This is a genomic window from Kocuria sp. U4B, assembly GCF_054875615.1.
Genome location: NZ_CM142180.1, coordinates 663,378 through 685,743, shown reverse-complemented (window position 1 = coordinate 685,743; position 22,366 = coordinate 663,378). Strand labels below are relative to the sequence as shown.

The following is a 22,366-nucleotide window of genomic DNA, read 5'->3' as shown; positions in this document are numbered from 1 at the left end:
ACCCGCCCCGCCACCCCGACCCCGTCCTCAGGAGGACCCTGTGCCCACGTCCGTCCCCGCCCTGCTCGCCCCCACCGCCGGCGCTCCCTTCGAGCGCGGCACCATCGAGCGCCGCGACCTCGGTCCGCACGACGTGCTGATCGACATCGCCTACGCCGGCGTCTGCCACTCCGACATCCACCAGGTCCGGCAGGAGTGGGGGCGGGCGATCTTCCCGATGGTCCCCGGCCACGAGATCGCCGGCGTGGTCGCGGCCGTGGGGGAGGAGGTCACCGCCCACGCCGTGGGCGACCGGGTCGGCATCGGCTGCTTCGTGGACTCGTGCCGGGAGTGCGAGAACTGCCTCGCCGGCGACGAGCAGTTCTGCGTGCGCGGCATGGTGGCCACCTACAACGGCCGCCAGTACTCCGGCGAGCCCACCTACGGCGGCTACAGCACCCGGATCGTGGCCGACGAGAACTACGTGCTGCGCATCCCGGAGGGCCTCGACCTCGACGTCGCCGCGCCCCTGCTGTGCGCGGGCATCACCACGTACTCCCCGCTCAAGCACTGGGGCGCCGGCCGGGGCCGGAAGGTCGCCGTGGTGGGCATGGGCGGGCTGGGCCACCTGGCCGTGAAGATCGCCCACGCCATGGGCGCGGAGGTCACGGTGCTCAGCCAGTCGCTGTCCAAGCAGGAGGACGGCCTGCGCTTCGGCGCCGACCACTACTACGCCACGAAGGACGAGGCGACCTTCCAGGAGCTGCGCGGCAGCTTCGACCTCGTCCTCAACACCGTCTCGGCGGACCTCGACGTCGACGCCTACCTGGGACTGCTGCGCGTGAACGGCGCGCTCGTCTACGTCGGGCTGCCGGAGAACGCGCAGTCCTTCGGGGTGTTCCCCCTGGTGGGCGGGCGCCGCAGCCTGGCCGGGTCCAACATCGGCGGCATCCGCGAGACCCAGGAGATGCTCGACTTCTGCGCCGAGCACGGCATCGGGGCGGAGATCGAGCTCATCGGCGCGGACGACGTCACCGCCGCCTACGACCGCGTCGTCGGCAGCGACGTGCGCTACCGCTTCGTCATCGACACGGCGACCATCCCGGCCTGATCCGGCGGCGACGGCGGGGCGGACCACCGGTCCGCCCCGCCCCGCCGTCCCACCCGCCGGGAAGGCACCACGGGCCCCGCGGGCGGTCCTTCCCCCCGGGGGGCTCGATAGGCTGGGGGCATGCCTGTTGAACAGAAAGCTCAGATCGGTGTCACCGGCCTTGCGGTGATGGGGGCGAACCTGGCCCGCAACTTCGCCCGGCACGGCTACACCGTGGCCCTGCACAACCGTTCCGTCGGCAAGACCGACGCCCTCCTCGCCGCCCACGGGTCCGAGGGCAACTTCATCCGCACCGAGACCCTCGCCGAGCTCGTCGACGCCCTGGAGTCCCCGCGCCGGATCCTGGTGATGGTCCAGGCCGGGGCGGCGGTGGACGCGGTGATCGAGGCGCTGGTGCCGCTGCTGGCGGAGGGCGACATCATCATCGACGGCGGCAACTCCTACTTCCAGGACACCCGCCGCCGCGAGCGGGAGCTGGCCGCCCAGGGCATCGACTTCGTCGGTGTCGGGGTCTCCGGCGGGGAGGAGGGCGCCCTGAACGGGCCCTCGATCATGCCCGGGGGCCCGGCCAAGTCCTACGACGCGCTGGGGCCGCTGCTGGAGGACATCGCGGCCAAGGCCGTCGACGGCGCCCCGTGCTGCGCGTGGATCGGCCCCGACGGGGCCGGGCACTTCGTGAAGATGGTGCACAACGGCATCGAGTACGCCGACATGCAGGTCATCGGGGAGGCCCACGAGCTGCTGCGGGCGGTCGCCGGGCTGGAGCCGGGGGCCCAGGCGGAGGTCTTCGCCCGGTGGAACACCACGGAGCTGGCCTCCTACCTGATCGAGATCACCGCCCACGTGCTGGCCCAGGTCGACGCCCGCACGCAGGGCCCGCTGGTCGATGTGATCGTGGACGCGGCCGGGCAGAAGGGCACCGGGCGCTGGACGGTGCAGGAGGCCCTGGAGCTAGGCTCCCCGGTGACCGCGATCGCCGAGTCGGTCTTCGCCCGGGCGCTGTCCTCGGCCGAGCCGGCGATGCGCCGGCAGGCCCAGCAGGTGCTGCCGGCCGGGATCGGGGGGACCACCGAGGACGTGGTGGGTGACCCCGGGTTCGTGGAGGACGTGCGCAAGGCCCTCTACGCCTCCAAGCTGGTCTCCTACGCCCAGGGCCTGGACATGCTCACCATGGCCGGGGAGGCCTACGGGTGGGACCTGGACCTGGGGGCGATCGCGTCGCTGTGGCGGGAGGGGTGCATCATCCGGGCGCAGCTGCTGGAGGTCATCATGGCCGCCTACGCCGGGGAGCAGGCGCCGGCGAACCTGTTGTTCGCCCCGCAGTTCGTCACCGCGATCGAGGACGCCCTGCCGGCGTGGCGGCGGGTGGTGGCCCGGGCGGTGGAGCGGGGGATCCCGGCCCCGGTGTTCTCCTCGACCCTGGCCTACTACGACTCCCTGCGCCGGCCGCGGCTCAACGCCGCGCTGACCCAGGGGCTGCGCGACTACTTCGGGGCCCACACCTACCGGCGCGTGGACCAGGCCGAGGGCGTGTTCCACACCCTGTGGTCCGGGGACCGCACCGAAGTCGTCTCCTGACCCCACCCGACCCCGACACGGGCCCGGGACCCGTGCGACCACGGCGGCCGGCCGACTCCAGCACGGAGGCGGCCGGCCGCCGTCGTCGGGGAGCCCGGAACGGGTGCTACCCGGGAGCGTCGAGGAACCGCCGGACGGCGGCGGGCAGGCCCGGCTCCGCCGGGGTGCCGAGGTGGCCGCGGCGCGGGTACAGCACGACCCGGCCGTCCGGGGCGCGCCGTGCGGTCTCGGTGAACAGCCACGTGCCGTAGCCGGCGTCCCGCCCGCCGCCGACGACGAGCAGCGGGCACTGCAGGCCGTGGAGCCTGTCGCCGGCGTCGAAGGCGTCCTCGGCCGCGAGCGTGGCCAGCAGGTCCGGGCCGCCCCCGCCCAGGACGCGGCGCCCGAGCAGCCAGCCGAGCGCCCCGAGCGGCAGCCCGGTGGCGGGGCCGGCGGCCATGCTCCGCAGGAGCCGCGCGGAGGCGCGGCGGACCCGGTGCTCCCGCAGCAGCCGGGCGAGGTCCCGCTGCAGCGTGCGGAAGCCCGTGCCCAGCCGGTAGGCGCTGGAGAGCAGCACGAGCCGGCGCACGAGCCCGGGGTGGTCGAGGGCCAGCTGCAGCGCGACGCTGCCGCCCGTGGAGTGGCCGAGCACGTCCACCGGTCCGTCGAACAGCTCCCGCAGCACGTCGGCGTAGTCGCGGGCCAGGTCCGCCATGGTGGCCCCCGCGGGCAGCCCGCGCCGCCGGTTGATCCACCACACGGTGCGCCCGGCGGCGAACGGCCGGACCAGGTCCAGCTGCATGCGCAGCTCCTGGCCGCGGGGCACGTCGTGGTCGGCCGTGAGCCCGGGCAGGAACACCAGGGGAGGGCCCTCGCCGAGCCGCAGGAACGGCAGCCCGGGGCCCATGTGACCGCTGTCGAGCACCGACGGGGACGTCATCTCAGCTCCTGCTGCTCAGATCCACATCGCCGGGTCGATGTAGGTGGACGGGTCCACCAGCGGCTGCTGCTTCTCGGGGGTGCGGGGGCGGACCTTGCCGGGGATGCCCGTGACGATCGAGTCCTCGGGCACGTCCTTGACCACCACGGCGTTGGCCCCGATCGCGGAGTCCGCGCCGATCTCGATGGGCCCGAGCACCTTGGCGCCCGCGCCGATGACCACGCGGTCCCCGACCGTGGGGTGGCGCTTGACCTTCTCCAGGGAGCGCCCGCCCAGGGTGACCCCGTGGTAGATCATGACGTCCTCGCCGATCTCGGCCGTCTCGCCGATCACCACGCCCATCCCGTGGTCGATGAAGAAGCGCCGCCCGATGGTGGCCCCGGGGTGGATCTCAACGCCGGTGACGAAGCGGCCCAGCTGGGAGACGGTGCGGGCGAGCAGGCGCCGGTCGGGGTGCTGCCACAGCCGGTGGGAGAGCCGGTGGATCCAGATGGCGTGCAGACCGGAGTAGTTCAGGGCGATCTCCAGCCGGGACCGGGCGGCGGGGTCGTGCGTGCGGGCCGTCTGCAGGTCCTCGGAGAGTCTGCTCCAGAAACTCACGGTCTTCCTCTGTTCTTCCGGGGTCGGGGAGGGGCCCGCCGGGGCGGGGAGGGCGCGCACGGGAACGGCCCGCCCACATCCGGGGGCAACGTCGCCGGGTGGCGGCGCTATTCCCGGGGCGGGGCGGGCCGTCGGTGCCGAGGGGCCCGGGGGCTCAGCCGCGGATGTCCTCGTAGAGCAGGGTGGAGATGTAGCGCTCACCGAAGTCGCACACGACGGCGACGATGAGCTTGTCCCGGTTCTCCTCCTTGGCGGCCTCCTGCAGGGCGGCCCACACGATGGCGCCGGAGGAGATCCCGCCGAGGATGCCCTCCTTGGTGCCGAGCTCGCGGGCGGTGCGCACGGAGTCCTCGACGGTGACGTCGTAGACGTCGTCGTAGATCTCGCGGTCGAGGATCGCGGGCACGAAGTTCGCGCCGAGGCCCTGGATCTTGTGCGGGCCGGCCTTGCCCTGCGTCAGCAGCGGGGAGTCGGCGGGCTCGACGACGAGCAGGCGGACGTCGGGCTTCTGCTCGCGCAGGTAGCGGCCGGCGCCGGTGATGGTGCCGCCGGTGCCCACACCGGAGACGAACACGTCGACCTCGCCGTCGGTGTCCTCCCAGATCTCGGGGCCGGTGGTCGCGTAGTGGATGGCCGGGTTGGCCTCGTTGGCGAACTGGCTGGCGAGGACCGCGTTGTCGGTGGAGTCGACGATCTCCTGGGCCTTCTCCACGGCCCCGCGCATGCCCTCGGCACCGGGGGTCAGGACGATCTGGGCGCCGTAGGCCCGCAGCATGACCCGCCGCTCCGTGGACATGGTCTCGGGCATGGTGAGGATGACCTTGTAGCCGCGGGCCGCGCCGACCATGGCCAGGGCGATGCCGGTGTTGCCGGAGGTGCCCTCCACGATCGTGCCGCCCGGCTTGAGCTGGCCGGACTTCTCGGCGGCGTCGATGATCGCCACGCCGATGCGGTCCTTCACGGAGTTGGCCGGGTTGTAGAACTCCAGCTTCACGGCGACGTTGCCGGGCAGGCCCTCGTCGAGCCGGTTGAGGCGGACGAGGGGGGTGCGGCCCACGAGCTCGGTGACGTCGTTGTAGATCTTCGCCATGTGCATACCTCTGTTTCTCGAATGTCAGGACATCGTCGGTGGATCTTCGGCGGTGCCGGGGCGCCGCCGGGCCCGGGGGAGGGCACGGGGGCAGCCCGCTCCTAGCTGAGCCTAGCCACGCGCCGCAACCTCTACTATGCAGTAAGCCACGCGGAGTAACGTTGCCGGACCTTGGCGAGCTTCGGGTTGATGACCACCTGGCAGTAGCCGCTCCACGGCTGCTTCGCGTAGAAGTCCTGGTGCTCGGGCTCGGCCTCCCAGAACGCGCCCAGCGGCTCCAGGGTCGTGACGATCGGCCGGTCCCAGGAGGGCTGCGCCCGGGCGATGGCGTCCTGGAACAGGGCCCGCTGCGCCTCGTCGGCCCAGAACATCGCCGAGCGGTACTGGGTGCCCACGTCGTGGCCCTGCCGGTTGAGCGACGTGGGGTCGTGGCCCGTGAAGAACAGGTCGAGGACCACGTCCTCGGGGACCACGTCCGGGTCGAAGGTGACGGCCACGGCCTCGGCGTGGCCGGTCCTGCCGCTGCATACGGCGCGGTACGAGGGGTGCTCCAGCGCGCCGCCGGTGTAGCCGGAGACCACGGAGCTCACCCCGCGGGTGACCCGGTACACCGCGTCGAGGCACCAGAAGCACCCGCCCGCGAGCACGAACGTCACGGAGGAGGGGACAGGGGCCTGGGCGGGGGCGCCGGAGCGGGCGTTGTCGGGATCGGTGACCATGTCCGGTACAACGCCCCGGGCCCGGCAACATTCCCGCGCCCCGATCCCGCGCCCCCTCCCGTGCCGCTCCGCCGGACGCACGGCCCCCGGTCCCTAGACTGGGCCCATGAGCGAGCACAGCACGTCCCCGGCCGCCCCTGCCCTCACCGAGGTCCTCGACGTCGTCGAGCAGCTGTGGCCGCTGGGACTGCAGGAGCCGTGGGACGCGAGCGGGCTCGTCACCGGGCGCCCGGAGCAGCCCGTGCGGCGGATCCTGTTCGCCGTGGACCCGACGGCCGACGTCGTCGCCGAGGCCGTGGCGACGGACACCGACCTGCTCGTCACGCACCACCCGCTGCTGCTGCGCGGGGTGACCTCCGTGGCCGCCGACCGCTTCAAGGGGGCGGTCGTGCACGAGCTCATCGAGCACCGCTGCGCCCTGCTCGCGTGCCACACCAACGCCGACTCCGCCCCCGACGGCGTCTCCGACGCGGTCGCCCGCGCCGCCGGGCTCACGACGACGACACCGCTCGCCCCGCACCCCGCCGACCCTGCCGTGGGGATCGGGCGGGTGGGGGACCTGCCGCGGCCCACCACGCTGCGGGAGCTGGCCCGGCGGCTCGCCGCCGCCGTCCCGCCCACCGCCCACGGGGTGCGGGTCGCCGGCGACCCCGACACCCCCGTGCGGCGCGTCGCGGTGTGCGGTGGCGCGGGCGACTCCCTCTTCGACGAGGTCCGCGCGAGCGGCGCCGACGTCTACGTCACCGCGGACCTGCGCCACCACCCCGCCTCGGAGGCGCGGGAGGCCGCCACGGGCCCCGGCGAGGCCGGCACGCCCTGCCTGGTGGACCTGTCCCACTTCGCGAGCGAGTGGCTGTGGCTGCCCGTCGGCGCGCAGGCCCTGCGCACGGCGCTCGCCGCCCGGGGGCACGCCGTGGAGGTCGCGGTCTCGACCCGGCGCACCGACCCGTGGGACTTCCGGATCGACCACCCCGCCGGCGGCGGCCACGGCCCCGCAGCGGCCACCGCGCCCGACGGCGCATCCACCACCGAGCACCACCCCGCCACCGCAGGAGGACCCGCATGAGCACCGCCACGCCCGAGCAGCAACGAGCCCTCCTGGAGCTGGAGCGCGTCGACGCCCGGCTGCGCCGGATCGCCGAGCGGATCGCGGAGCTGAAGAACGACCCCGAGACGGCGCGCGCGCTGCAACTGCGCGCGGGGGCGATCGCCACGGCCAAGGAGCTCGAGACCGCGGAGCAGGCCCTCCGGCAGCGGCTGGCGGCCGCCGAGGACAAGGTGGCGCGCGTGCAGGCCTCCATCGACAAGGACCGGCGGCGGCTCGAGCAGGGCGGCTCCGCCAAGGACCTCATGGGCCTGCAGCACGAGATCGACACGCGCCTCCGCCAGCTGGCGGAGGCGGAGGAGGCCGAGCTGGAGCTCATGCAGGAGCTCGACGACGCCGTGGCCCACCGCGCCCGGATCACCCCGCGGCTGAAGGAGGCCGACGCCGACGCCCGCCGGCGCGTGGCCGCCCGCGACGAGGAGGGCCGGGCGCTCACGGCGGAGCGCGCCGAGCTCGCCGGGGCCCGGGCCGCCGCGGCGCAGGCGGTGGGCGCTCCCGCGCTGGTCACCCGCTACGAGCGGATCCGCACCGGCCGCGGCACGGAGCGCCCGGCCGCGGCGCAGCTGCGGGGGACGTCCTGCGGATCCTGCGGCACGGCCCTGAGCCCCACCGACGCGGCGGAGTTCCGCGCGGCGGCCGCCGACGCGGTGCTGACCTGCCCGGAGTGCGGGGTGATCCTGGTCCGGTCCTGACACCGGCACCGGGACGTCCGGCGGTCCGCGCGGGCGGACCCCGGAGCGGCCCGGAGGGAGGACGAGGGACAGGCCGGCCTGTAAGCCGGGTTCTGTGGCACGGCCGGTCGCCCGGCCCGTGCTGGTGACCATCCATCTAGGCCCGCCGTTGCCGACGGGCTCGAGCGGTCTACCCGGGTGCTCGGGCGAGCAGCCCTCGAGCGCACCCTGTCTGACCTTGCTCCGGATGGGGTTTACCGAGCCGCACCGGTCGCCCGGTGCGCTGGTGGTCTCTTACACCACCTTTTCACCCTGACCCGCGGCCCGGACGAACCGGGGCGGGCGGTCTGTTTTCTGTGGCACTGTCCTGCGGGTTCCCCCGAGTGGGCGTTACCCATCATCCTGCTCTGCGGAGCCCGGACTTTCCTCGCGCCGCGGCAACGTGGTTGCGCGGCCCGCGGTCACCCGGCCGGCCTGTCCGCCGACCAGTCTACCGGCCGCCGGGCCCGCGCCGGTTCACTACACTCGGGCGGGTGCTGATCCTCCTGCCGCCCTCCGAGACCAAGACCGCCCCCGCCGCCGGGGCCCCCGTCGACCCGGCCGCCCTGGCCTTCCCCGAGCTCGCCGGGGCCCGGGAGAAGGTGCTCGCGGACCTCGCGGCCACCAGCGCTCGGGAGGACGCCCTGGCGGTGCTCGGAGTGGGGGAGCGGCTGCGTCCCGAGGTCGAGCGCAACACCCGCCTCGGCGCCGAGCCGGCGGCACCGGCCCTGGAGGTCTACACCGGCGTGCTCTACGACGCCCTCGACCACCCCGGTCTGACGCCGGCCCAGCGGGAGGCCGCCGCGGCGTCGCTCGTCGTCGTCTCGGCCCTGTGGGGGGCGGTGCGCCCCGGGGACCGGATCCCGGCCTACCGCCTGTCCATGGGCGCGCGGCTGCCCGGGCTCGGCAGGCTCGCCGCCCACTGGAGCCGGCACCTGCCGGCGGCCCTGGGGCCGGCGTCGGAGGACCGGCTGGTCGTGGACTGCCGCTCGGCGGCCTACGCCGCGGCCTGGCGGGCGCCGCGGGAGGGGACGGTGGCGGTCAAGGTGGTGCGCGAGCAGGACGGGACCCGCAAGGTCGTCTCCCACATGGCCAAGCACACCCGCGGGCTGCTCGCCCGCCACCTCGTGGAACGGACGGCGGCGGGGGAGCGCGTCGAGACGCCCGGGGACCTGCTGGCGGCCGTCCGCGAGCGCTGGCACGCCGAGCTCACCGAGCCCACGGCCCGTTCCGCCGGGGAGCTCGTGGTCGTGCGCACCGAGGACTGACGCGCCCGCCGTGCTCAGTGGCCGAAGGGGTCCTCGTCGACGCCGGGCAGCCAGGAGTTCCCGTCCGCGGTCCAGCCCTCGGCCTTCACGGCCTTACGGGCTCTCCGGCCCCACTTGTCGTTGAGCCGGTCCACGTAGAGCTTGCCGTCCAGGTGGTCGTACTCGTGCTGCATCACCCGGGCGAACCAGCCCGTGGCCTCGAAGTCCAGGGGGCGGCCCTCCACGTCGAAGCCGGTGACCCGCACCCACTCGGCGCGCTTGAGCGGCCAGCTGTAGCCGGGCACGGACAGGCAGCCCTCCGACTCCTCGTCCGGGTCGGGGGCGTCCTGCGAGATCTTCCCGAGGGTCAGCACGGGGTTGACGAGCACGCCGCGGGCCGGCACGTCGTCGTCGTTCTGGAAGGCGTACGTGAAGATGCGCAGCCCCACGCCGATCTGCGGGGCGGCCAGGCCCACGCCGTGGGCGGCGTCCATCGTCTCGTACATGTCCTCGACGAGGCGGCGCAGCTCGTCGTCGAACGCGCCCACTCTCGCGGCGGGACGGTGGAGGACGGGGTTGCCGGTGATCACCACGGGACGGACGGCCATGACGTGACTTCCTTCGGGATTCCTGCGACGGGACGGGGAACGACGAAAGGCCGCCTCGATGCCTCGAGACGGCCTTTCACAGCGGGTGAGCGACGGGGGTTGAACCCGCGACCTCCTGGACCACAACCAGGCGCTCTGCCGAACTGAGCTACGCCCACCATGAGCACCCCGCGGAAGACCGTGCTTCCGCTGGGCAACGCATACGAGTGTACCGCATCCCGGCGGTGCTCCCGACCATTCCGCTCACCGGCGCTCCCGACGACGGTCCGGCCGAGCCCGCAGTGCCGGGGCGCCCCGTGCTCAGGCGCCGGTGCGGGAGGCGGCGATCTCGGCGGAGATGGCGCGGGCGGTGTCGGAGTCGGGGCCCGGCTCCGGGGCGAAGACGGCGCGGCGGTAGTAGCGCAGCTCGTCGATGGAGTCGCGGATGTCGCCCAGGGCCCGGTGGTTGCCGGTCTTCGGCGGTGCCTGGAAGTACGCCCGCGGATACCAGCGCCGGGAGAGCTCCTTGATGGTGGAGACGTCGATCACCCGGTAGTGCAGGTGCGCCACGACGTCGGGCATGTCCCGCACCAGGAACGTGCGGTCGGTGCCCACGGAGTTGCCTCCCAGCGGGGCCTTGCCCGGCTCGGGGACCCACTGCCTGATGTAGGCGAGCACCTGCTCCTGCGCCTGCTCCATGGTGAGGCCCTGCGGGAGCTCGTCGAGCAGCTTGGAGGCGGTGTGCATGTTGCGCACGAAGTCGCCCATCTGGGCGAGCGCCTCGTCGGCCGGGCGGATCACGACGTCGACGCCCTCGCCGAGGACGTTGAGCTCGTCGTCCGTCACGAGCGCCGCGACCTCGATGAGGGCGTCGTTCTCGAGGGACAGCCCCGTCATCTCGCAGTCGATCCAGACAATGCGTCCGTTGGAATTCGCGCGTCCGTTGGAATTAGCCACCCGGACAATCTACCGTGCGGCGCCGACGCCGCCCACCGGCACGGGTGCCGCCGCCGGTGCCGGGGATAGGATCGGGGCGACCACGGGGTCCGCGCTGCGCCCAGCCGCGGCGCCCGCAGCCACCGGACGGGCGCATCGGGAGAGCAGTGCACACGACCTCGGAGATCGGCGCCTCGGACGACGGCGGGCCCGCCCGGGCGCCGCTCGCGCACGCCGGCGGACCGCACTACGTCTCCGGCTCCCCGCTGCGGACGGTGCTCATGGGCACCGTCGGCTCGTTCATGCTGCTCCTCGGCTCGCTCGGCGTCGGCTGGCTGGCCTCCGTCTCGCCGCTGCGCCAGGAACCCCTGATCATCGCCATGCGGTTCACCACCACCGGCGTGATCGTCTCCATCCTGCTGCTCGCCGTGGGCGGGATGCTCCTCGTGCGCGAGTGGCTGCGCCTGGGCCAGAAGCTCAGCCGCTGGGGGCCCGGGTCGGGACGGTGGGTGCGCATCGCGATCGCCGCGTGGTCGGCGCCCATGCTCGTGGCGGTGCCCCTGTTCAGCCGCGACGTGTACTCCTACATCGGCCAGGGCCGGGTGATGGCCAACGGGCTCAACCCGTACGAGCACGGCGTGTCGTCCATCGACAACTTCTTCCAGCTCGGGGCGGACCAGATGTGGTCGGAGATGCCGCCGCCCTACGGACCGCTGTTCCTGTGGCTCGAGCAGCTCGTCGTCGCGGTCACGGGCGAGGACCCGGACGCCGCGGTGCTGTGGTTCCGCGCCCTGTGCGTGGTGGCCGTGCTCGCGCTCGTCTGGCTGATCCCGCGGCTGGCGCGGCTGCACGGGATCAACCCGGACCGGGCGCTGTGGCTGAGCGCGGCGAACCCGCTGTTCCTCACCAACTTCCTCGTCTCCGTGCACAACGACGCCATCATGATCGCCCTCGCCCTCGGCGGGACCTACGCCGCGGCGGTGCGCCGGGACTGGCGGGGCGGGCTGGCCGGGACCACGCTCGTGACGCTGTCCGTGGCGATCAAGCCCATCACCCTGGTGTTCCTGCCCTTCGTCGGCCTGCTCTGGGCGGGACGGGGCGCGTCGTGGCCGCGCCGGTTCGTCGTCTGGGCGCTCACCCTCGGGTACTCGCTGGCCCTGCTCGGCGTCATGGGCCTGGCCAACGGGTTCGGCTTCGGCTGGGTCTCCGCGATGTCCACGCCCGGGTCCGTCTACATCTGGTACGCGCCCGTGGGCCTGGCGGGCATCCTCGCCGCGGCGCTCGCGGCAGCCGTCGGCGCCGACCGGGGGCAGTGGATGGACGTGGTGCACACCGCCGGGCAGGTGCTGGCGGTGCCCGTGATCCTGTGGCTGATGTTCCGCGGCCGCGACGAGCGCATCATCCGCCGGCTCACCTGGGCCTTCACGGCCATCGTGGTGTTCTCCCCGATGATCCAGTCCTGGTACGTCGTGTGGCTGATCCCCCTGTTCGCCGTCACCGGGATCCGCAGCGACTGGCAGGTGGACATCCTGTTCTTCCTCACGGCGTTCTTCATGATCTACGCGGTCTCCGACCAGATCGACGTCTTCCCGTACCTGGACCTGGACCTCAGCTCGGGCCGGCTGATCGCCGCGATCGTCGCCCTGTCCTACGGGGTGTACCTGTGGTTCATCGACCCGGCGACCCGGCGCCTGTTCCGCGGCCGCTACCAGCCGCCGCTGGAGCAGACCGTCATCTGAGCCGGGCGCCTGCACGAGCCGGTGCGGGCGAGTTGCTAGACTCGTCCGCGTCGCCGGGGCACCGTCCCCGGCCGCCCGCCTCAGTAGCTCAGTGGATAGAGCAGGAGCCTTCTAATCTCTTGGTCGGGGGTTCGACTCCCTCCTGGGGCACCACTTCTCCTCCCGCGAGGGCCCGCACGGGCCTCTGCACCGACGAGCGGCCTGCCGTCGACCACCGGAGTTCCTCGTCCGCGACCGACGTTCCCGTGCCGGCTCGCGCGGCCCGCCGCCCCTGTCCGCACTGCACTGGCGGACCGGCGCGCGCCCCGCCCGTCCGCCCGTCCACAACCGGGCAGGATGCCGCGCGGACGCGGCACGGCCCGGAGGACGCTGGGGGCACCCCGCACCGGGGCCAGCCCCGGCCGACCGGCCGCCGTCCAGAGGAGTTTCCGATGACCGAGCAGATCACCGTCCGCGGCTACGTGGCCACGGACCCCGAGTCCCGCAGCCTGCCCGACGGCACCGTGGTGGTCACCTTCCGCCTCGCCTCCACCCCGCGCTGGTTCGACCAGCAGAGCCAGAACTGGCGCGACGGCCACACGAACTGGCTGACCGTCCAGGCCTTCCGCACGCTGGGGCTCAACGCGCTGGCCAGCATCAGGAAGGGCCAGCCCGTCGTGGTGGTCGGCCGGCTGAAGGTGCGCTTCTGGGACGGCGAGCACGGGCGCAACACGGCCGTGGACGTGGACGCCGTCTCGATCGGCCACGACCTCGCCCTCGGCACCGCCTGCTTCCAGCGCACCGTCAACTCCGCCCCGCCCGCCGAACAGACCGCCGAGCAGACGGGCAGCTCCTCCTCCGCGCCGGCGGAGGAGGGCGCAGAGGGCACTCCGGCCGGTGAGCCCGCCGGGCCCGCCGGGCCCGCCGGGCCCGAGGGGACCGCGGGGCCCTCGGGCCCGCAGAACGGGGCCGTCCCCGACGCCGTCGACCCGCGGACCGGCGAGCTCCTCGGGACTGCCGAGGACCCGGGACGGCGCTCGCGGAAGCAGCCGGCCACCGCGTGAGCCGCCCCGGCCGGGCACCGCCCCGACGCGTTGCGGGCGGGGCCCGGCCGGGAGCTCCTGCGGCCCCGCTCCGTCCCCGCCGGTGGGCCGGGACGGAGCGGGGTAGCCTTGAGGGCATGGCGGAATTCATCTACACAATGTCCAAGGCTCGCAAGACCGTGGGCGACAAGGTCATTCTCGACAACGTCACCATGTCGTTCTTCCCCGGCGCCAAGATCGGCGTGGTGGGACCCAACGGCGCCGGCAAGTCCACCATCCTCAAGATCATGGCCGGCCTCGACCAGCCCTCCAACGGCGAGGCGCGGCTCAGCCCCGGCTACAGCGTCGGCATCCTCCAGCAGGAGCCGCCGCTGAACGAGGACAAGACCGTCCTCGGCAACGTCGAGGAGGGCGTCGGCGAGATCAAGGCCAAGCTCGACCGCTTCAACGAGATCTCCGAGGAGATGGCCCAGCCGGACGCGGACTTCGACACCCTCATGGAGGAGATGGGCCGGCTGCAGGAGGACATCGACGCCGCCAACGCGTGGGACCTCGACTCCCAGCTCGAGCAGGCGATGGACGCCCTGCGCTGCCCGCCGCCGGACGCCGACGTCAAGGTCCTCTCCGGCGGCGAGCGCCGCCGCGTGGCCCTGTGCAAGCTGCTGCTGCAGAAGCCGGACCTGCTGCTGCTCGACGAGCCCACCAACCACCTGGACGCCGAGTCCGTGCTGTGGCTCGAGCAGCACCTCAAGGAGTATCCCGGCGCCGTCCTGGCCGTGACCCACGACCGGTACTTCCTCGACCACGTGGCCGAGTGGATCTGCGAGGTCGATCGCGGCCGGCTCTACCCCTACGAGGGCAACTACTCCACCTACCTGGAGACCAAGAAGGAGCGCCTGGCGATCCAGGGCAAGAAGGACGCCAAGCAGGCCAAGCGCCTGGCCGACGAGCTCGAGTGGGTGCGCTCCAACGCCAAGGGGCGCCAGGCCAAGTCGAAGGCCCGCCTGGCCCGCTACGAGGAGATGGCGGCCGAGGCGGAGAAGACCCGCAAGCTCGACTTCGAGGAGATCCAGATCCCGCCGGGGCCCCGCCTGGGCAGCCTGGTGATCGAGGCGAAGAACCTGCGCAAGGGCTTCGGGGACCGCTCCCTGATCAAGGACCTGTCCTTCTCCCTGCCGCGCAACGGCATCGTGGGCGTCATCGGCCCCAACGGCGTCGGCAAGTCGACCCTGTTCAAGACCATCGTGGGCCTCGAGTCCCTCGACGGCGGCGAGCTGCGGGTCGGCGACTCCGTGAAGATCTCCTACGTCGACCAGAACCGCGAGAACCTCGACCCCAACAAGTCGCTGTGGGAGGTCGTCTCGGACGGGCTCGACTACATCAACGTGGGCAACGTCGAGATGCCGTCCCGCGCCTACGTCTCCGCGTTCGGGTTCAAGGGCCCGGACCAGCAGAAGAAGGCGGGGGTCCTCTCGGGCGGTGAGCGCAACCGGCTGAACCTGGCGCTGACCCTCAAGCAGGGCGGCAACCTGCTGCTGCTCGACGAGCCGACCAACGACCTCGACGTCGAGACCCTCGGCTCGCTCGAGAACGCCCTGCTGGAGTTCCCGGGCTGCGCCGTGGTCGTCTCCCACGACCGGTGGTTCCTCGACCGGGTCGCCACCCACATCCTCGCGTGGGAGGGCACCGAGGAGGAGCCCGACAACTGGTACTGGTTCGAGGGCAACTTCGAGTCCTACGAGGCGAACAAGGTCGAGCGCCTCGGGGCGGACGCCGCGCGCCCGCACCGGGTCACCCACCGCCGCCTGACCCGCGACTGATCCACGGCCGACCCGCCACCGGCGGGTCGGCCGCGGGTCCCGCACACGCGGAGGGGGCCGGTTCCCGTGGAACCGGCCCCCTCCGCGCACGCCCGCACCGGGCCCGGCCCCTGCGCGGGGCCGCCGGCGCGGCGCGGAACCCTAGGAGAACTCCGGGAAGCGCATCATGCCCTCCTGGGCCGTGGTGGCGATGAGCGTGCCGTCGCGGCGGAACATCCGGCCCACGCCCAGCCCGCGCGCCGAGGAGGCGTTGGGGGAGGACTGCACGTAGAGGATCCACTCGTCGGCGCGGGCCTCCCGGTGCCACCACATGGCGTGGTCCAGGGAGGCGATGTTCATGCCCGGCTCCAGCCACGTCTTCCCGTGCAGCCGCAGGATCGGCTCCAGGAGCGTGTAGTCGCTCGCGTAGGCCAGGGCGGCCCGGTGGATGGCCGGGTCGTCCGGCAGGGGCTTGAGGGTCTTGATCCACACGGCGTTGTAGGGGTGGCCGCTGTCGTCGGGCCGGTAGTAGATCGGCTCGGTGATGTAGCGCATGTCGAAGGGCCGCTCGTAGGCCACGGCCTGGGCCTCGGGCAGGTCGATGTGGCCGAGCAGCTCCACGGCGCTCGGCAGCGACTCGGGCTCCGGCATCCCCCGGGGCGCCTCGTCCTGGTGCTCCAGGCCCTGCGCGGGCAGCTGGAAGGACGCGATCGCGGAGAGGATGGCCGCGCCGCCCTGGTAGGCGTGCACCCGCCGGGCGGAGAAGGAGCGGCCGTCGCGGATCCGCTCCACGCCGAACGTGATGGGCTCCGCGACGTCCCCGGCCCGCAGGAAGTAGGCGTGCAGGGAGTGGATCACCCGCTCGGGGTCCACGGTGCGCATGGCCGCGGTGCAGGCCTGGGCGAGCACCTGCCCGCCGTAGACCCGGTTGCGCGGGGCGGTGAGCGAGCGGCCCACGAAGATGTCCTCGTGGGTGCGGGCGCCGCCGCTGTCGGCGAGGTCCAGCATGTCGAGCAACGCCTGCGTGGGGTCCGGGGTCGGGCTGTAGGTCATGGCCTTCACTCTAGCCAAGCCCCGGGCCGGCGCCGCCGACGGCCCGGCCGTGCGCCGGGGGCGGCGCGGTGTGATGGGATGGACCCATGTCTTCGCTGCTGATCCCCATCCAGATGCGCTTCGGCGACATCGACAGCTACGGCCACGTCAACAACGTCACCATGCTCCAGTACCTCGAGGACGCGCGCGTGCGGCTCATGGGCCGCCCGCTGCCCGAGGACGCCGTGGCGGGGCTGCCGGCGGACACCACGTTCCGCACGCTCGTGGGAGAGGACCGGCAGACGGTGATCGGCCGCCAGGAGGCCGAGTACACCGAGCAGCTGCTCTACCGGCCCGAGCCGGTGTTCGTGCGGGTCTGGGTCTCCTCCGTGGGCGGGTCCAGCTTCGTGCTCGACTACGCCGTGCAGGAGGAGGACGGCTCGCGGGTCTACGCCGTGGCGCAGACCGTCGTCGTGCAGATCGACCGCGCGACCGGCCGGCCGGTGCGCCTGGCCGAGGACCAGCGGATCGTGCTCGGGCGGTGGGCGGACGCCCCCGTCCGCTTCGCCCGCCGGCCCGCCCCGGCCGGGGCATGAGCCCCGTGGCCCGGTCCCTGCCGCTGACCGACCCCCGCGACGTCGCCGACCTGCGCACGTTCCTGACCCGCGCCCGCGGCGTGGACCCCCAGGCCGCCGTGCGCTTCCAGGCCCGCGGGCGCGCCCTCGGCACGTACGTGTGCGTGCTCGAGCGCCACGGCCTGCTCGACACCACCCCCACGGTCCTCGGGCTGCGCACCGCCGCCCTGGCCGAGGAGCTGGGCCTCGACGTCACCGTCTCCCTGGGCGCCGTCCTCGACCGGATGCCCCGCCAGGACGACGACGACACCCTGGTGCGGCTGCCGCCCATGGACGCGACCGTCTCGTGGGCGGGGATCGCCCCGCCGCTGAGCGGGTGGACGCCGGTGGGCTCCGTCGCCGGGGACGCCGTGCGCGAGGCCGCCCGGGGCGGGATCGAGGAGGTCGCCCGGACCGTGCCCGTGGACGCGGGCGGCGCCGTCGTGGACGCCGTGCGCTCGCAGGTCTGGGGCCGCTCCTCCGGGTGGTCGCAGCCGCTCGCGGACCGCCTGACGGGCGGGCCGGTGCCCGACGGCGCCGCGTTCGCCGCCTGGTCGCTCGGCTTCCTGCGCCCCGGGGCGGACGTGGTGGTCGCCGAGAACGGCCGCTGGCTGCGCCTGAGCGCCCCCGGCGGGCACGTGCTCGTCAAGCGCTGAGCGGGTCCCGGACCGGGTCGTGCCCGGCGCCGGGAGCTCAGCCCGGCCGGTTGATCATCGCGTGGGCGGCGCGGTCGAAGTAGTCCCAGATGATCCCGTCGTGCAGCGGCGAGAGCTCGAGGGTGTCGAGTGCCGCGCGCATGTGCGCCAGCCACGTCTCGCGCGCCCACACGTCCACCGGGAACGGCAGGTGCCGCATCCGCAGCCGCGGGTGCCCGCGCTGCTCGGAGTACGTGGTCGGCCCGCCCCAGTACTGCTCGAGGAACATCCGCAGCCGCTCCTCGGCCGGGCCCAGGTCGTCCTCGGGGTACAGGGCGCGGAACCGCTCGTCCTGGGCCACGCGGGCGTAGAACTCGTGGACGAGCCTCACGAAGGTCTCGTGCCCGCCCACCTGGTCGTAGAACGACGCCGCCGTGCCCGCCTCGGCCTGCTCCCGGGCGTCGCCGACCTGCGGCACCGGGCGGCGCAGCTGGGACAGCGGCGCGCCCACGGCGAAGGACCGGGCGCCGGGCGGGGCCGCGGCGGCGGGGTCGGTGCTGGGGATGCCGGTCCCGCCCGCGGGCGGAACCGGCTGCTCGGGCGTGCCCGGGCCCTGCTGCGGGCCGCTCACGCCCGCACCTCCTCGAACCGGGCGTCCACGGCCTGGGCGCGCACGGCGCGGAAGATCGCGTCCCGGCGCTCGAGCACGAGCCGGCGCAGCCCGTGCAGGTCCTCGGGCAGCCCCGCGAGGAAGGCGTCGGCGGCGTCGAGGGTCCGCTGGGTCGGCAGGTTCGGGAACATGCCGGTAGCGATCTGCTGGGCGAGCTCGTGGGTGCGGGTGCGCCACAGCCGGGGGACCGCCTCGAAGTACTGCTCGGCCCAGGGCTCCAGCAGCGCGGGGTCGGCGGCCGTGCGGAACCCGTCGATCGCCGCCTCCTGGATGGAGTTGGGCAGGGTGCCCTCGACCATGATCTGCTGCCACGCCCGGGCCTTGGCCTCCGCGGTGGGCTGGGCCGCCCGGGCCCGGGCGGCAGCGATCGCGCCGTTCTCGGTGTTGTCCTCGGCGAGCGCCGCGTCGACGGCGGCGTCGTCGCGCCGGCCGCCGGCGCACAGGGCGGTGAGCACGGCCCAGCGCAGGTCGGTGTCCAGGGCGAGGCCCGGCAGCGCGCGCTCCCCGGCGAGCAGCTGCTCGAGGACGTCCAGCTGCGCTCCGGTGCGGGCGTGGCGGGCGAAGGCCTTGAGGAACTGCAGCTGGTGGTCGGAGCCGGCCTCGGCCTGCTCGGTGAGCTCCCACAGGCGGTCGGCGGCGGCGTGCTCGGTGGCCTCGCGGAGGGGCTCGGCGACGTAGCCCTCGAGCACCGTGTCCAGCTGGGTGAGCTGGACGTGCACCGCGGTCGAGTCCGTCTCGTGGGCGATGTTGCCGAGCACCAGCTCCACGTAGCGGCGGGCCGGGGTCTCGCCGTCGTAGACCCCGTCCCACACGGAGGCCTGCACGAGGGCGCGGGGCAGCGTGTCCTCGAAGTTCTTCAGGTGGGTAAGGGCGGTGTCGAGGGAGCACTCGTCGAGCCGGATCTTGGCGTAGGCGAGGTCGTCGTCGTTGAGCAGCACCAGGTCGGGCAGCTCCCGGCCGACGAGCTCGGCCACCTCGGTGACGGCCCCGTCCACGTCGAGCTCCACCCGGTGGGTGCGCACGAGCTTGCCGTGCGTCCCGTCGTGGTCGTAGAAGCCGACGGCCAGGCGGTGGGGCCGCAGCGTGGGGTGCTCCGCGGGGGCGGTCTGCTCGATCCGGAAGGCCGTGATCACGCCGTCCGGGTCGGTCTCCACGACCGGGGAGAGCGTGTTGACGCCGGCGGTCTCCAGCCACTTCGCGGACCAGTCCTCGAGGTCCCGGCCGCTGGCCGCCTCGAGCTCGACCAGCAGGTCCCGCAGCTCGGTGTTCGCCCAGGCGTGGGCGGTGAAGTAGCGGTGGAGCCCGGCCATGAACTGCTCCTGGCCCACCCACGCCACGAGCTGCTTGAGCACCGAGGCGCCCTTGGCGTAGGTGATCCCGTCGAAGTTGACGAGGACGTCCTCGAGGTCGCGGATCTCCGCCGTGATGGGGTGCGTGGTGGGCAGCTGGTCCTGCTCGTAGCCCCACGACTTCTCCCCGGCCGCGAACGTGGTCCACGCGTTGGTGTAGCGGGTGTTCTCGGCGGCGGCGAGGGTGGACATGAACTCCGCGAAGGACTCGTTGAGCCACAGGTCGTTCCACCAGCGCATGGTCACGAAGTCCCCGAACCACATGTGCGCGAGCTCGTGCAGGACCGTGATGGCCCGCCGCTCCACGCGCGCCCGGGTGGGCTTGGAGCGGAAGACGTAGAGCTCCACGAACGTCACGGCCCCGGCGTTCTCCATGGCCCCGGCGTTGAACTGCGGGACGAACAGCTGGTCGTACTTCTCGAAGGGGTAGGGCACGCCGAACTGGGCCTCGAAGAACTCGAAGCCCTGCTTGGTGATCCCGAACATCTCCTTCGCCTCGACGTGCTCCATCAGCGAGCGCCGGGCGTAGAGGCCCAGGGGGACGGTGCGCCCGTCGGCGCTCGTGAGCTCGTCGTGCACGGACGCGTACGGCCCGGCGATCAGGGAGGTGACGTAGCAGGGCACCACGGGCGTGGGGGAGAAGGACCACGTGGCGGTGCCCGGGCCGGCCGGGGCGGGCTCGGGCGTGGGCTGGGTGGAGACGACGGTCCAGTGCTCCGGGGCGGTCACGGTGAACGCGAAGCGCGCCTTGAGGTCCGGCTGCTCGAACACGGCGAACATCCGGCGGGTGTCGGCGACCTCGAACTGGGAGTAGAGGTAGACCTCCCCGTCCACGGGGTCCACGAACCGGTGCAGGCCCTCGCCGGTGTTCATGTAGAGGCACTCCGCGTCGACCGTCAGCACGTTCTCCGCGGCCAGGCCCGGCAGCTGGATCCGCACCCCGTCGGAGACCTCCGCCGGGTCCAGCTCCCGGCCGTTGAGCACCACGGCGTGCACGGCGTCGGTGATCGCGTCGATGAAGGTGGACGCGCCGGGGGCCGCCCGGAACCGCACCGTCGTCGTCGACCGGAAGGCCCGCTCGCCGCGGGTCAGGTCGAGGACCACCTCGTAGGCGTCCACCGTCACGGTCTCGGCCCGCGCGGCGGCCTCCTCGCGGGTCAGGTTGGTTCCGGGCACGGCGTGCCGTCCTCTCGTCGGGGTCAGGGGGACGCCCGCGGCCCGGCGGCCGCGGGAGGTCCCCCCATTATGTCAGCCGGGGCCCGCCCAGGCCGGGAGATCGCGATACCCGCCGTCCCGGCTTTCCCGGACCCACTACCCTGGAAGGCGCCCGGCGTGCCGGGCCCGTCCCGATCCCGTGATCCCAGGAGCACCCGCCCATGCGCGTCCACATCGCCACCGACCACGCCGGCCTCGAGCTCTCCCAGTACCTGGTCGAGCAGCTCACCGCCGCCGGGTACGACCTCGTCGACCACGGCCCCGACCACTACGACGCCCTCGACGACTACCCCGCCTTCTGCATCGCCGCCGCGCTGGGCGTGCGCGAGGACCAGCAGCGGGGGCTGGACTCCCTCGGGATCGTGCTGGGCGGGTCCGGCAACGGCGAGCAGATCGCCGCCAACAAGGTCACCGGGATCCGCGCCGCGCTGGCCTGGAACCTCGACACCGCCCGGCTCGCGCGCCAGCACAACGACGCCCAGGTCGTGGCCGTGGGCGGGCGCCAACACCCGAAGGAGGAGGCCCTCGAGATCGTGCAGGCCTTCCTGGCCGAGCCGTTCTCCGGCGACGAGCGCCACGTGCGCCGGATCGGGCAGGTCGCGGAGTACGAGTCCACGGGCACGGTGGCCGGCCGCCTGGAGGGGCTGCGGCCCCGCGAGTTCCCGGCCGCCCGGGAGGCCTGAGTGCCCGAGGGGCACTCCGTCCACCGCCTCGCCCGGCAGTTCGCCGACTGCTTCGCGGGCCGGCGCCTGGCGGTGAGCTCCCCCCAGGGCCGGTTCGCCGCCGGGGCCGCGGCCCTCGACGGCGCGGTGCTGGAGGGCGCCCGCGCGCACGGCAAGCAGCTGTTCCTCGACTTCGCGGGGGACCGGGTGCTGCGCTCCCACCTCGGGCTCTACGGCGCGTGGAGCTTCGGGGGCACCGACCGCTTCCGCGGCGCGTCCTCGATCGGCGCCCCGCGCCGGATCGGGGAGCGCGAGGCCCACGACGACGGCGCCCCCGCCGCGGGCCCCCTCGTGGTGCCTCCCCCGGTCGGGGCGGTGCGCGTGCGGCTGGTGGCCGACGAGGGCTGGGCGGACCTGCGGGGCCCGGCCCTGTGCGTGCTCGAGACCCGCGCCGAGGCGGAGGCCGCCCGCGCGAAGCTGGGCCCGGACCCGCTGGACCCCGCCGCCGATCCGGCCCCCTTCGTGGCCGCGGTCCGCCGCAGCCGGCGGCCGGTCGGGGCGCTGCTCATGGACCAGGGCGTCGTCGCCGGCGTGGGCAACATCTTCCGGGCGGAGTCCCTGTTCCGCCGCGGCCTCGACCCGCTGACCCCCGGGCGCGCCCTGGACGAGGGCACGCTGCGGGAGCTGTGGGCGGAGAACGCCGCCCTCATGCGCACCGGCGTCCGGCTCGGCCGGATCGTGACCACCGATCCCGCCGAGCGTCCCGGCGTCGCGGAGGAACAGGCGTGGCCCGCGCACGCCCACTACGTGTACAAGCGCACGGGCCTGCCGTGCCGGCGCTGCGGCAGCCCCGTGGCGGCGGGGGAGCTGGAGGCGCGCACCCTCTACTGGTGCCCGGTCTGCCAGGGATGACCGGGGCCCGGTCCCCGGTGTGGAGCGCGGCCGTGTCCGGCTGCTGCGGTCCCGCGGGCTGCGCCACCGGCTTCGGGCCCCGCGAGTCCCCACGGAAGCGTCGTCTCCCCACGAACGATCGTGGGGAGACGACGCA

At 73.8% G+C, this 22,366-nt stretch carries 21 protein-coding genes, 2 tRNA genes and 1 other RNA gene; 13 read left to right on the top strand and 11 right to left on the bottom strand.

What is annotated here, in order from left to right; all coding sequences use genetic code 11:
- Nucleotides 1-40 precede the first annotated feature (40 nt).
- Together ACYSMR_RS03195 and gndA are read left to right on the top strand one after the other, a co-directional pair.
- The gene (locus ACYSMR_RS03195) at nt 41-1,090 is read left to right on the top strand and encodes an NAD(P)-dependent alcohol dehydrogenase (RefSeq protein WP_461747365.1); all 1,050 of its coding nucleotides are present in this window, start codon (nt 41-43) and stop codon (nt 1,088-1,090) included.
- Between the two features lie 120 nt (nt 1,091-1,210).
- Nucleotides 1,211-2,668 (top strand): NADP-dependent phosphogluconate dehydrogenase, encoded by a 1,458-nt coding sequence (gndA, locus tag ACYSMR_RS03190; protein ID WP_461747364.1) that lies wholly within the window; start codon nt 1,211-1,213, stop codon nt 2,666-2,668.
- 106 nt (nt 2,669-2,774) lie between these two features.
- Here the strand turns inward: gndA and ACYSMR_RS03185 are convergent, their stop codons facing one another.
- The 4 genes from ACYSMR_RS03185 to msrA all read right to left on the bottom strand — a co-directional run bounded on the left by ACYSMR_RS03185 (nt 2,775) and on the right by msrA (nt 5,996).
- Nucleotides 2,775-3,587: an alpha/beta fold hydrolase gene (locus ACYSMR_RS03185; protein WP_461747363.1), complete on the bottom strand. Its 813-nt coding sequence runs from the start codon at nt 3,585-3,587 to the stop codon at nt 2,775-2,777.
- Between the two features lie 15 nt (nt 3,588-3,602).
- A complete protein-coding gene (gene epsC / locus ACYSMR_RS03180) occupies nt 3,603-4,187 on the bottom strand; it encodes a serine O-acetyltransferase EpsC (protein ID WP_251334504.1) in 585 nt (194 codons plus the stop codon).
- A 154-nt stretch (nt 4,188-4,341) separates the two neighbouring features.
- Nucleotides 4,342-5,277 carry a cysteine synthase A gene (cysK, locus tag ACYSMR_RS03175; protein WP_309125788.1) on the bottom strand — a complete coding sequence of 312 codons (936 nt, stop codon included), beginning with the start codon at nt 5,275-5,277 and terminating at the stop codon, nt 4,342-4,344.
- Between the two features lie 134 nt (nt 5,278-5,411).
- A complete protein-coding gene (gene msrA / locus ACYSMR_RS03170) occupies nt 5,412-5,996 on the bottom strand; it encodes a peptide-methionine (S)-S-oxide reductase MsrA (RefSeq protein ID WP_309125787.1) in 585 nt (194 codons plus the stop codon).
- Between the two features lie 106 nt (nt 5,997-6,102).
- On the opposite strand from msrA, the gene ACYSMR_RS03165 reads away from it, so the two are divergent.
- A complete protein-coding gene (locus ACYSMR_RS03165) occupies nt 6,103-7,062 on the top strand; it encodes a Nif3-like dinuclear metal center hexameric protein (RefSeq protein WP_461747362.1) in 960 nt (319 codons plus the stop codon).
- Nucleotides 7,059-7,793, top strand: a complete 735-nt coding sequence (locus ACYSMR_RS03160; RefSeq protein WP_251334508.1) for a zinc ribbon domain-containing protein — start codon at nt 7,059-7,061, stop codon at nt 7,791-7,793. The genes ACYSMR_RS03165 and ACYSMR_RS03160 overlap by 4 nt, the downstream gene beginning before the upstream one ends.
- 65 nt (nt 7,794-7,858) lie before the next feature.
- Here the strand turns inward: ACYSMR_RS03160 and rnpB are convergent.
- Nucleotides 7,859-8,249, bottom strand: an RNA gene (gene rnpB, locus ACYSMR_RS03155) — RNase P RNA component class A.
- Between the two features lie 56 nt (nt 8,250-8,305).
- Here rnpB and ACYSMR_RS03150 point away from each other — a divergent pair.
- On the top strand, nt 8,306-9,079 hold the full coding sequence (locus ACYSMR_RS03150; protein ID WP_251334509.1) for a YaaA family protein: 774 nt from the start codon (nt 8,306-8,308) through the stop codon (nt 9,077-9,079).
- Between the two features lie 14 nt (nt 9,080-9,093).
- Here the strand turns inward: ACYSMR_RS03150 and def are convergent, their stop codons facing one another.
- The 3 genes from def to orn form a co-directional block, all read right to left on the bottom strand.
- Nucleotides 9,094-9,666 carry a peptide deformylase gene (gene def, locus ACYSMR_RS03145; RefSeq protein WP_251334510.1) on the bottom strand — a complete coding sequence of 191 codons (573 nt, stop codon included), beginning with the start codon at nt 9,664-9,666 and terminating at the stop codon, nt 9,094-9,096.
- 84 nt (nt 9,667-9,750) lie between these two features.
- A tRNA-His gene (locus tag ACYSMR_RS03140) sits at nt 9,751-9,824 on the bottom strand.
- Nucleotides 9,825-9,966: 142 nt separating this feature from the next.
- Nucleotides 9,967-10,602, bottom strand: coding sequence for an oligoribonuclease (gene orn, locus ACYSMR_RS03135; protein ID WP_309125783.1), 636 nt, complete (start codon nt 10,600-10,602; stop codon nt 9,967-9,969).
- Between the two features lie 146 nt (nt 10,603-10,748).
- On the opposite strand from orn, the gene mptB reads away from it, so the two are divergent.
- From mptB to ettA, 4 genes are all read left to right on the top strand, one after another.
- Nucleotides 10,749-12,320 carry a polyprenol phosphomannose-dependent alpha 1,6 mannosyltransferase MptB gene (gene mptB, locus ACYSMR_RS03130; protein ID WP_309125782.1) on the top strand — a complete coding sequence of 524 codons (1,572 nt, stop codon included), beginning with the start codon at nt 10,749-10,751 and terminating at the stop codon, nt 12,318-12,320.
- Between the two features lie 77 nt (nt 12,321-12,397).
- A tRNA-Arg gene (locus ACYSMR_RS03125) sits at nt 12,398-12,473 on the top strand.
- A 278-nt stretch (nt 12,474-12,751) separates the two neighbouring features.
- Nucleotides 12,752-13,363 (top strand): single-stranded DNA-binding protein, encoded by a 612-nt coding sequence (locus ACYSMR_RS03120; RefSeq protein WP_461747361.1) that lies wholly within the window; start codon nt 12,752-12,754, stop codon nt 13,361-13,363.
- 116 nt (nt 13,364-13,479) lie between these two features.
- Nucleotides 13,480-15,162, top strand: coding sequence for an energy-dependent translational throttle protein EttA (ettA, locus tag ACYSMR_RS03115; protein ID WP_251334514.1), 1,683 nt, complete (start codon nt 13,480-13,482; stop codon nt 15,160-15,162).
- 141 nt (nt 15,163-15,303) lie between these two features.
- Here the strand turns inward: ettA and ACYSMR_RS03110 are convergent, their stop codons facing one another.
- Nucleotides 15,304-16,194 carry an acyl-CoA thioesterase gene (locus ACYSMR_RS03110; protein WP_251334515.1) on the bottom strand — a complete coding sequence of 297 codons (891 nt, stop codon included), beginning with the start codon at nt 16,192-16,194 and terminating at the stop codon, nt 15,304-15,306.
- An 86-nt stretch (nt 16,195-16,280) separates the two neighbouring features.
- Here ACYSMR_RS03110 and ACYSMR_RS03105 point away from each other — a divergent pair, with 86 nt between their 5' ends.
- Both ACYSMR_RS03105 and ACYSMR_RS03100 read left to right on the top strand, forming a co-directional pair.
- Nucleotides 16,281-16,769: an acyl-CoA thioesterase gene (locus ACYSMR_RS03105; RefSeq protein ID WP_251334516.1), complete on the top strand. Its 489-nt coding sequence runs from the start codon at nt 16,281-16,283 to the stop codon at nt 16,767-16,769.
- Nucleotides 16,766-17,443 (top strand): hypothetical protein, encoded by a 678-nt coding sequence (locus tag ACYSMR_RS03100; protein ID WP_461747360.1) that lies wholly within the window; start codon nt 16,766-16,768, stop codon nt 17,441-17,443. The genes ACYSMR_RS03105 and ACYSMR_RS03100 overlap by 4 nt, the downstream gene beginning before the upstream one ends.
- 37 nt (nt 17,444-17,480) lie before the next feature.
- On the opposite strand, the gene ACYSMR_RS03095 is transcribed toward ACYSMR_RS03100, so the two are convergent.
- Nucleotides 17,481-18,053 carry a globin gene (locus ACYSMR_RS03095; RefSeq protein WP_375142381.1) on the bottom strand — a complete coding sequence of 191 codons (573 nt, stop codon included), beginning with the start codon at nt 18,051-18,053 and terminating at the stop codon, nt 17,481-17,483.
- Nucleotides 18,050-20,617 (bottom strand): aminopeptidase N, encoded by a 2,568-nt coding sequence (pepN, locus tag ACYSMR_RS03090; protein ID WP_461747359.1) that lies wholly within the window; start codon nt 20,615-20,617, stop codon nt 18,050-18,052. Before pepN ends, ACYSMR_RS03095 begins: the two co-directional genes overlap by 4 nt.
- 200 nt (nt 20,618-20,817) lie before the next feature.
- On the opposite strand from pepN, the gene ACYSMR_RS03085 reads away from it, so the two are divergent.
- Both ACYSMR_RS03085 and ACYSMR_RS03080 read left to right on the top strand, forming a co-directional pair.
- Nucleotides 20,818-21,339 carry a ribose-5-phosphate isomerase gene (locus tag ACYSMR_RS03085; protein ID WP_461747358.1) on the top strand — a complete coding sequence of 174 codons (522 nt, stop codon included), beginning with the start codon at nt 20,818-20,820 and terminating at the stop codon, nt 21,337-21,339.
- A complete protein-coding gene (locus ACYSMR_RS03080; RefSeq protein ID WP_251334519.1) occupies nt 21,340-22,230 on the top strand; it encodes an Fpg/Nei family DNA glycosylase in 891 nt (296 codons plus the stop codon).
- Nucleotides 22,231-22,366 lie beyond the last annotated feature (136 nt).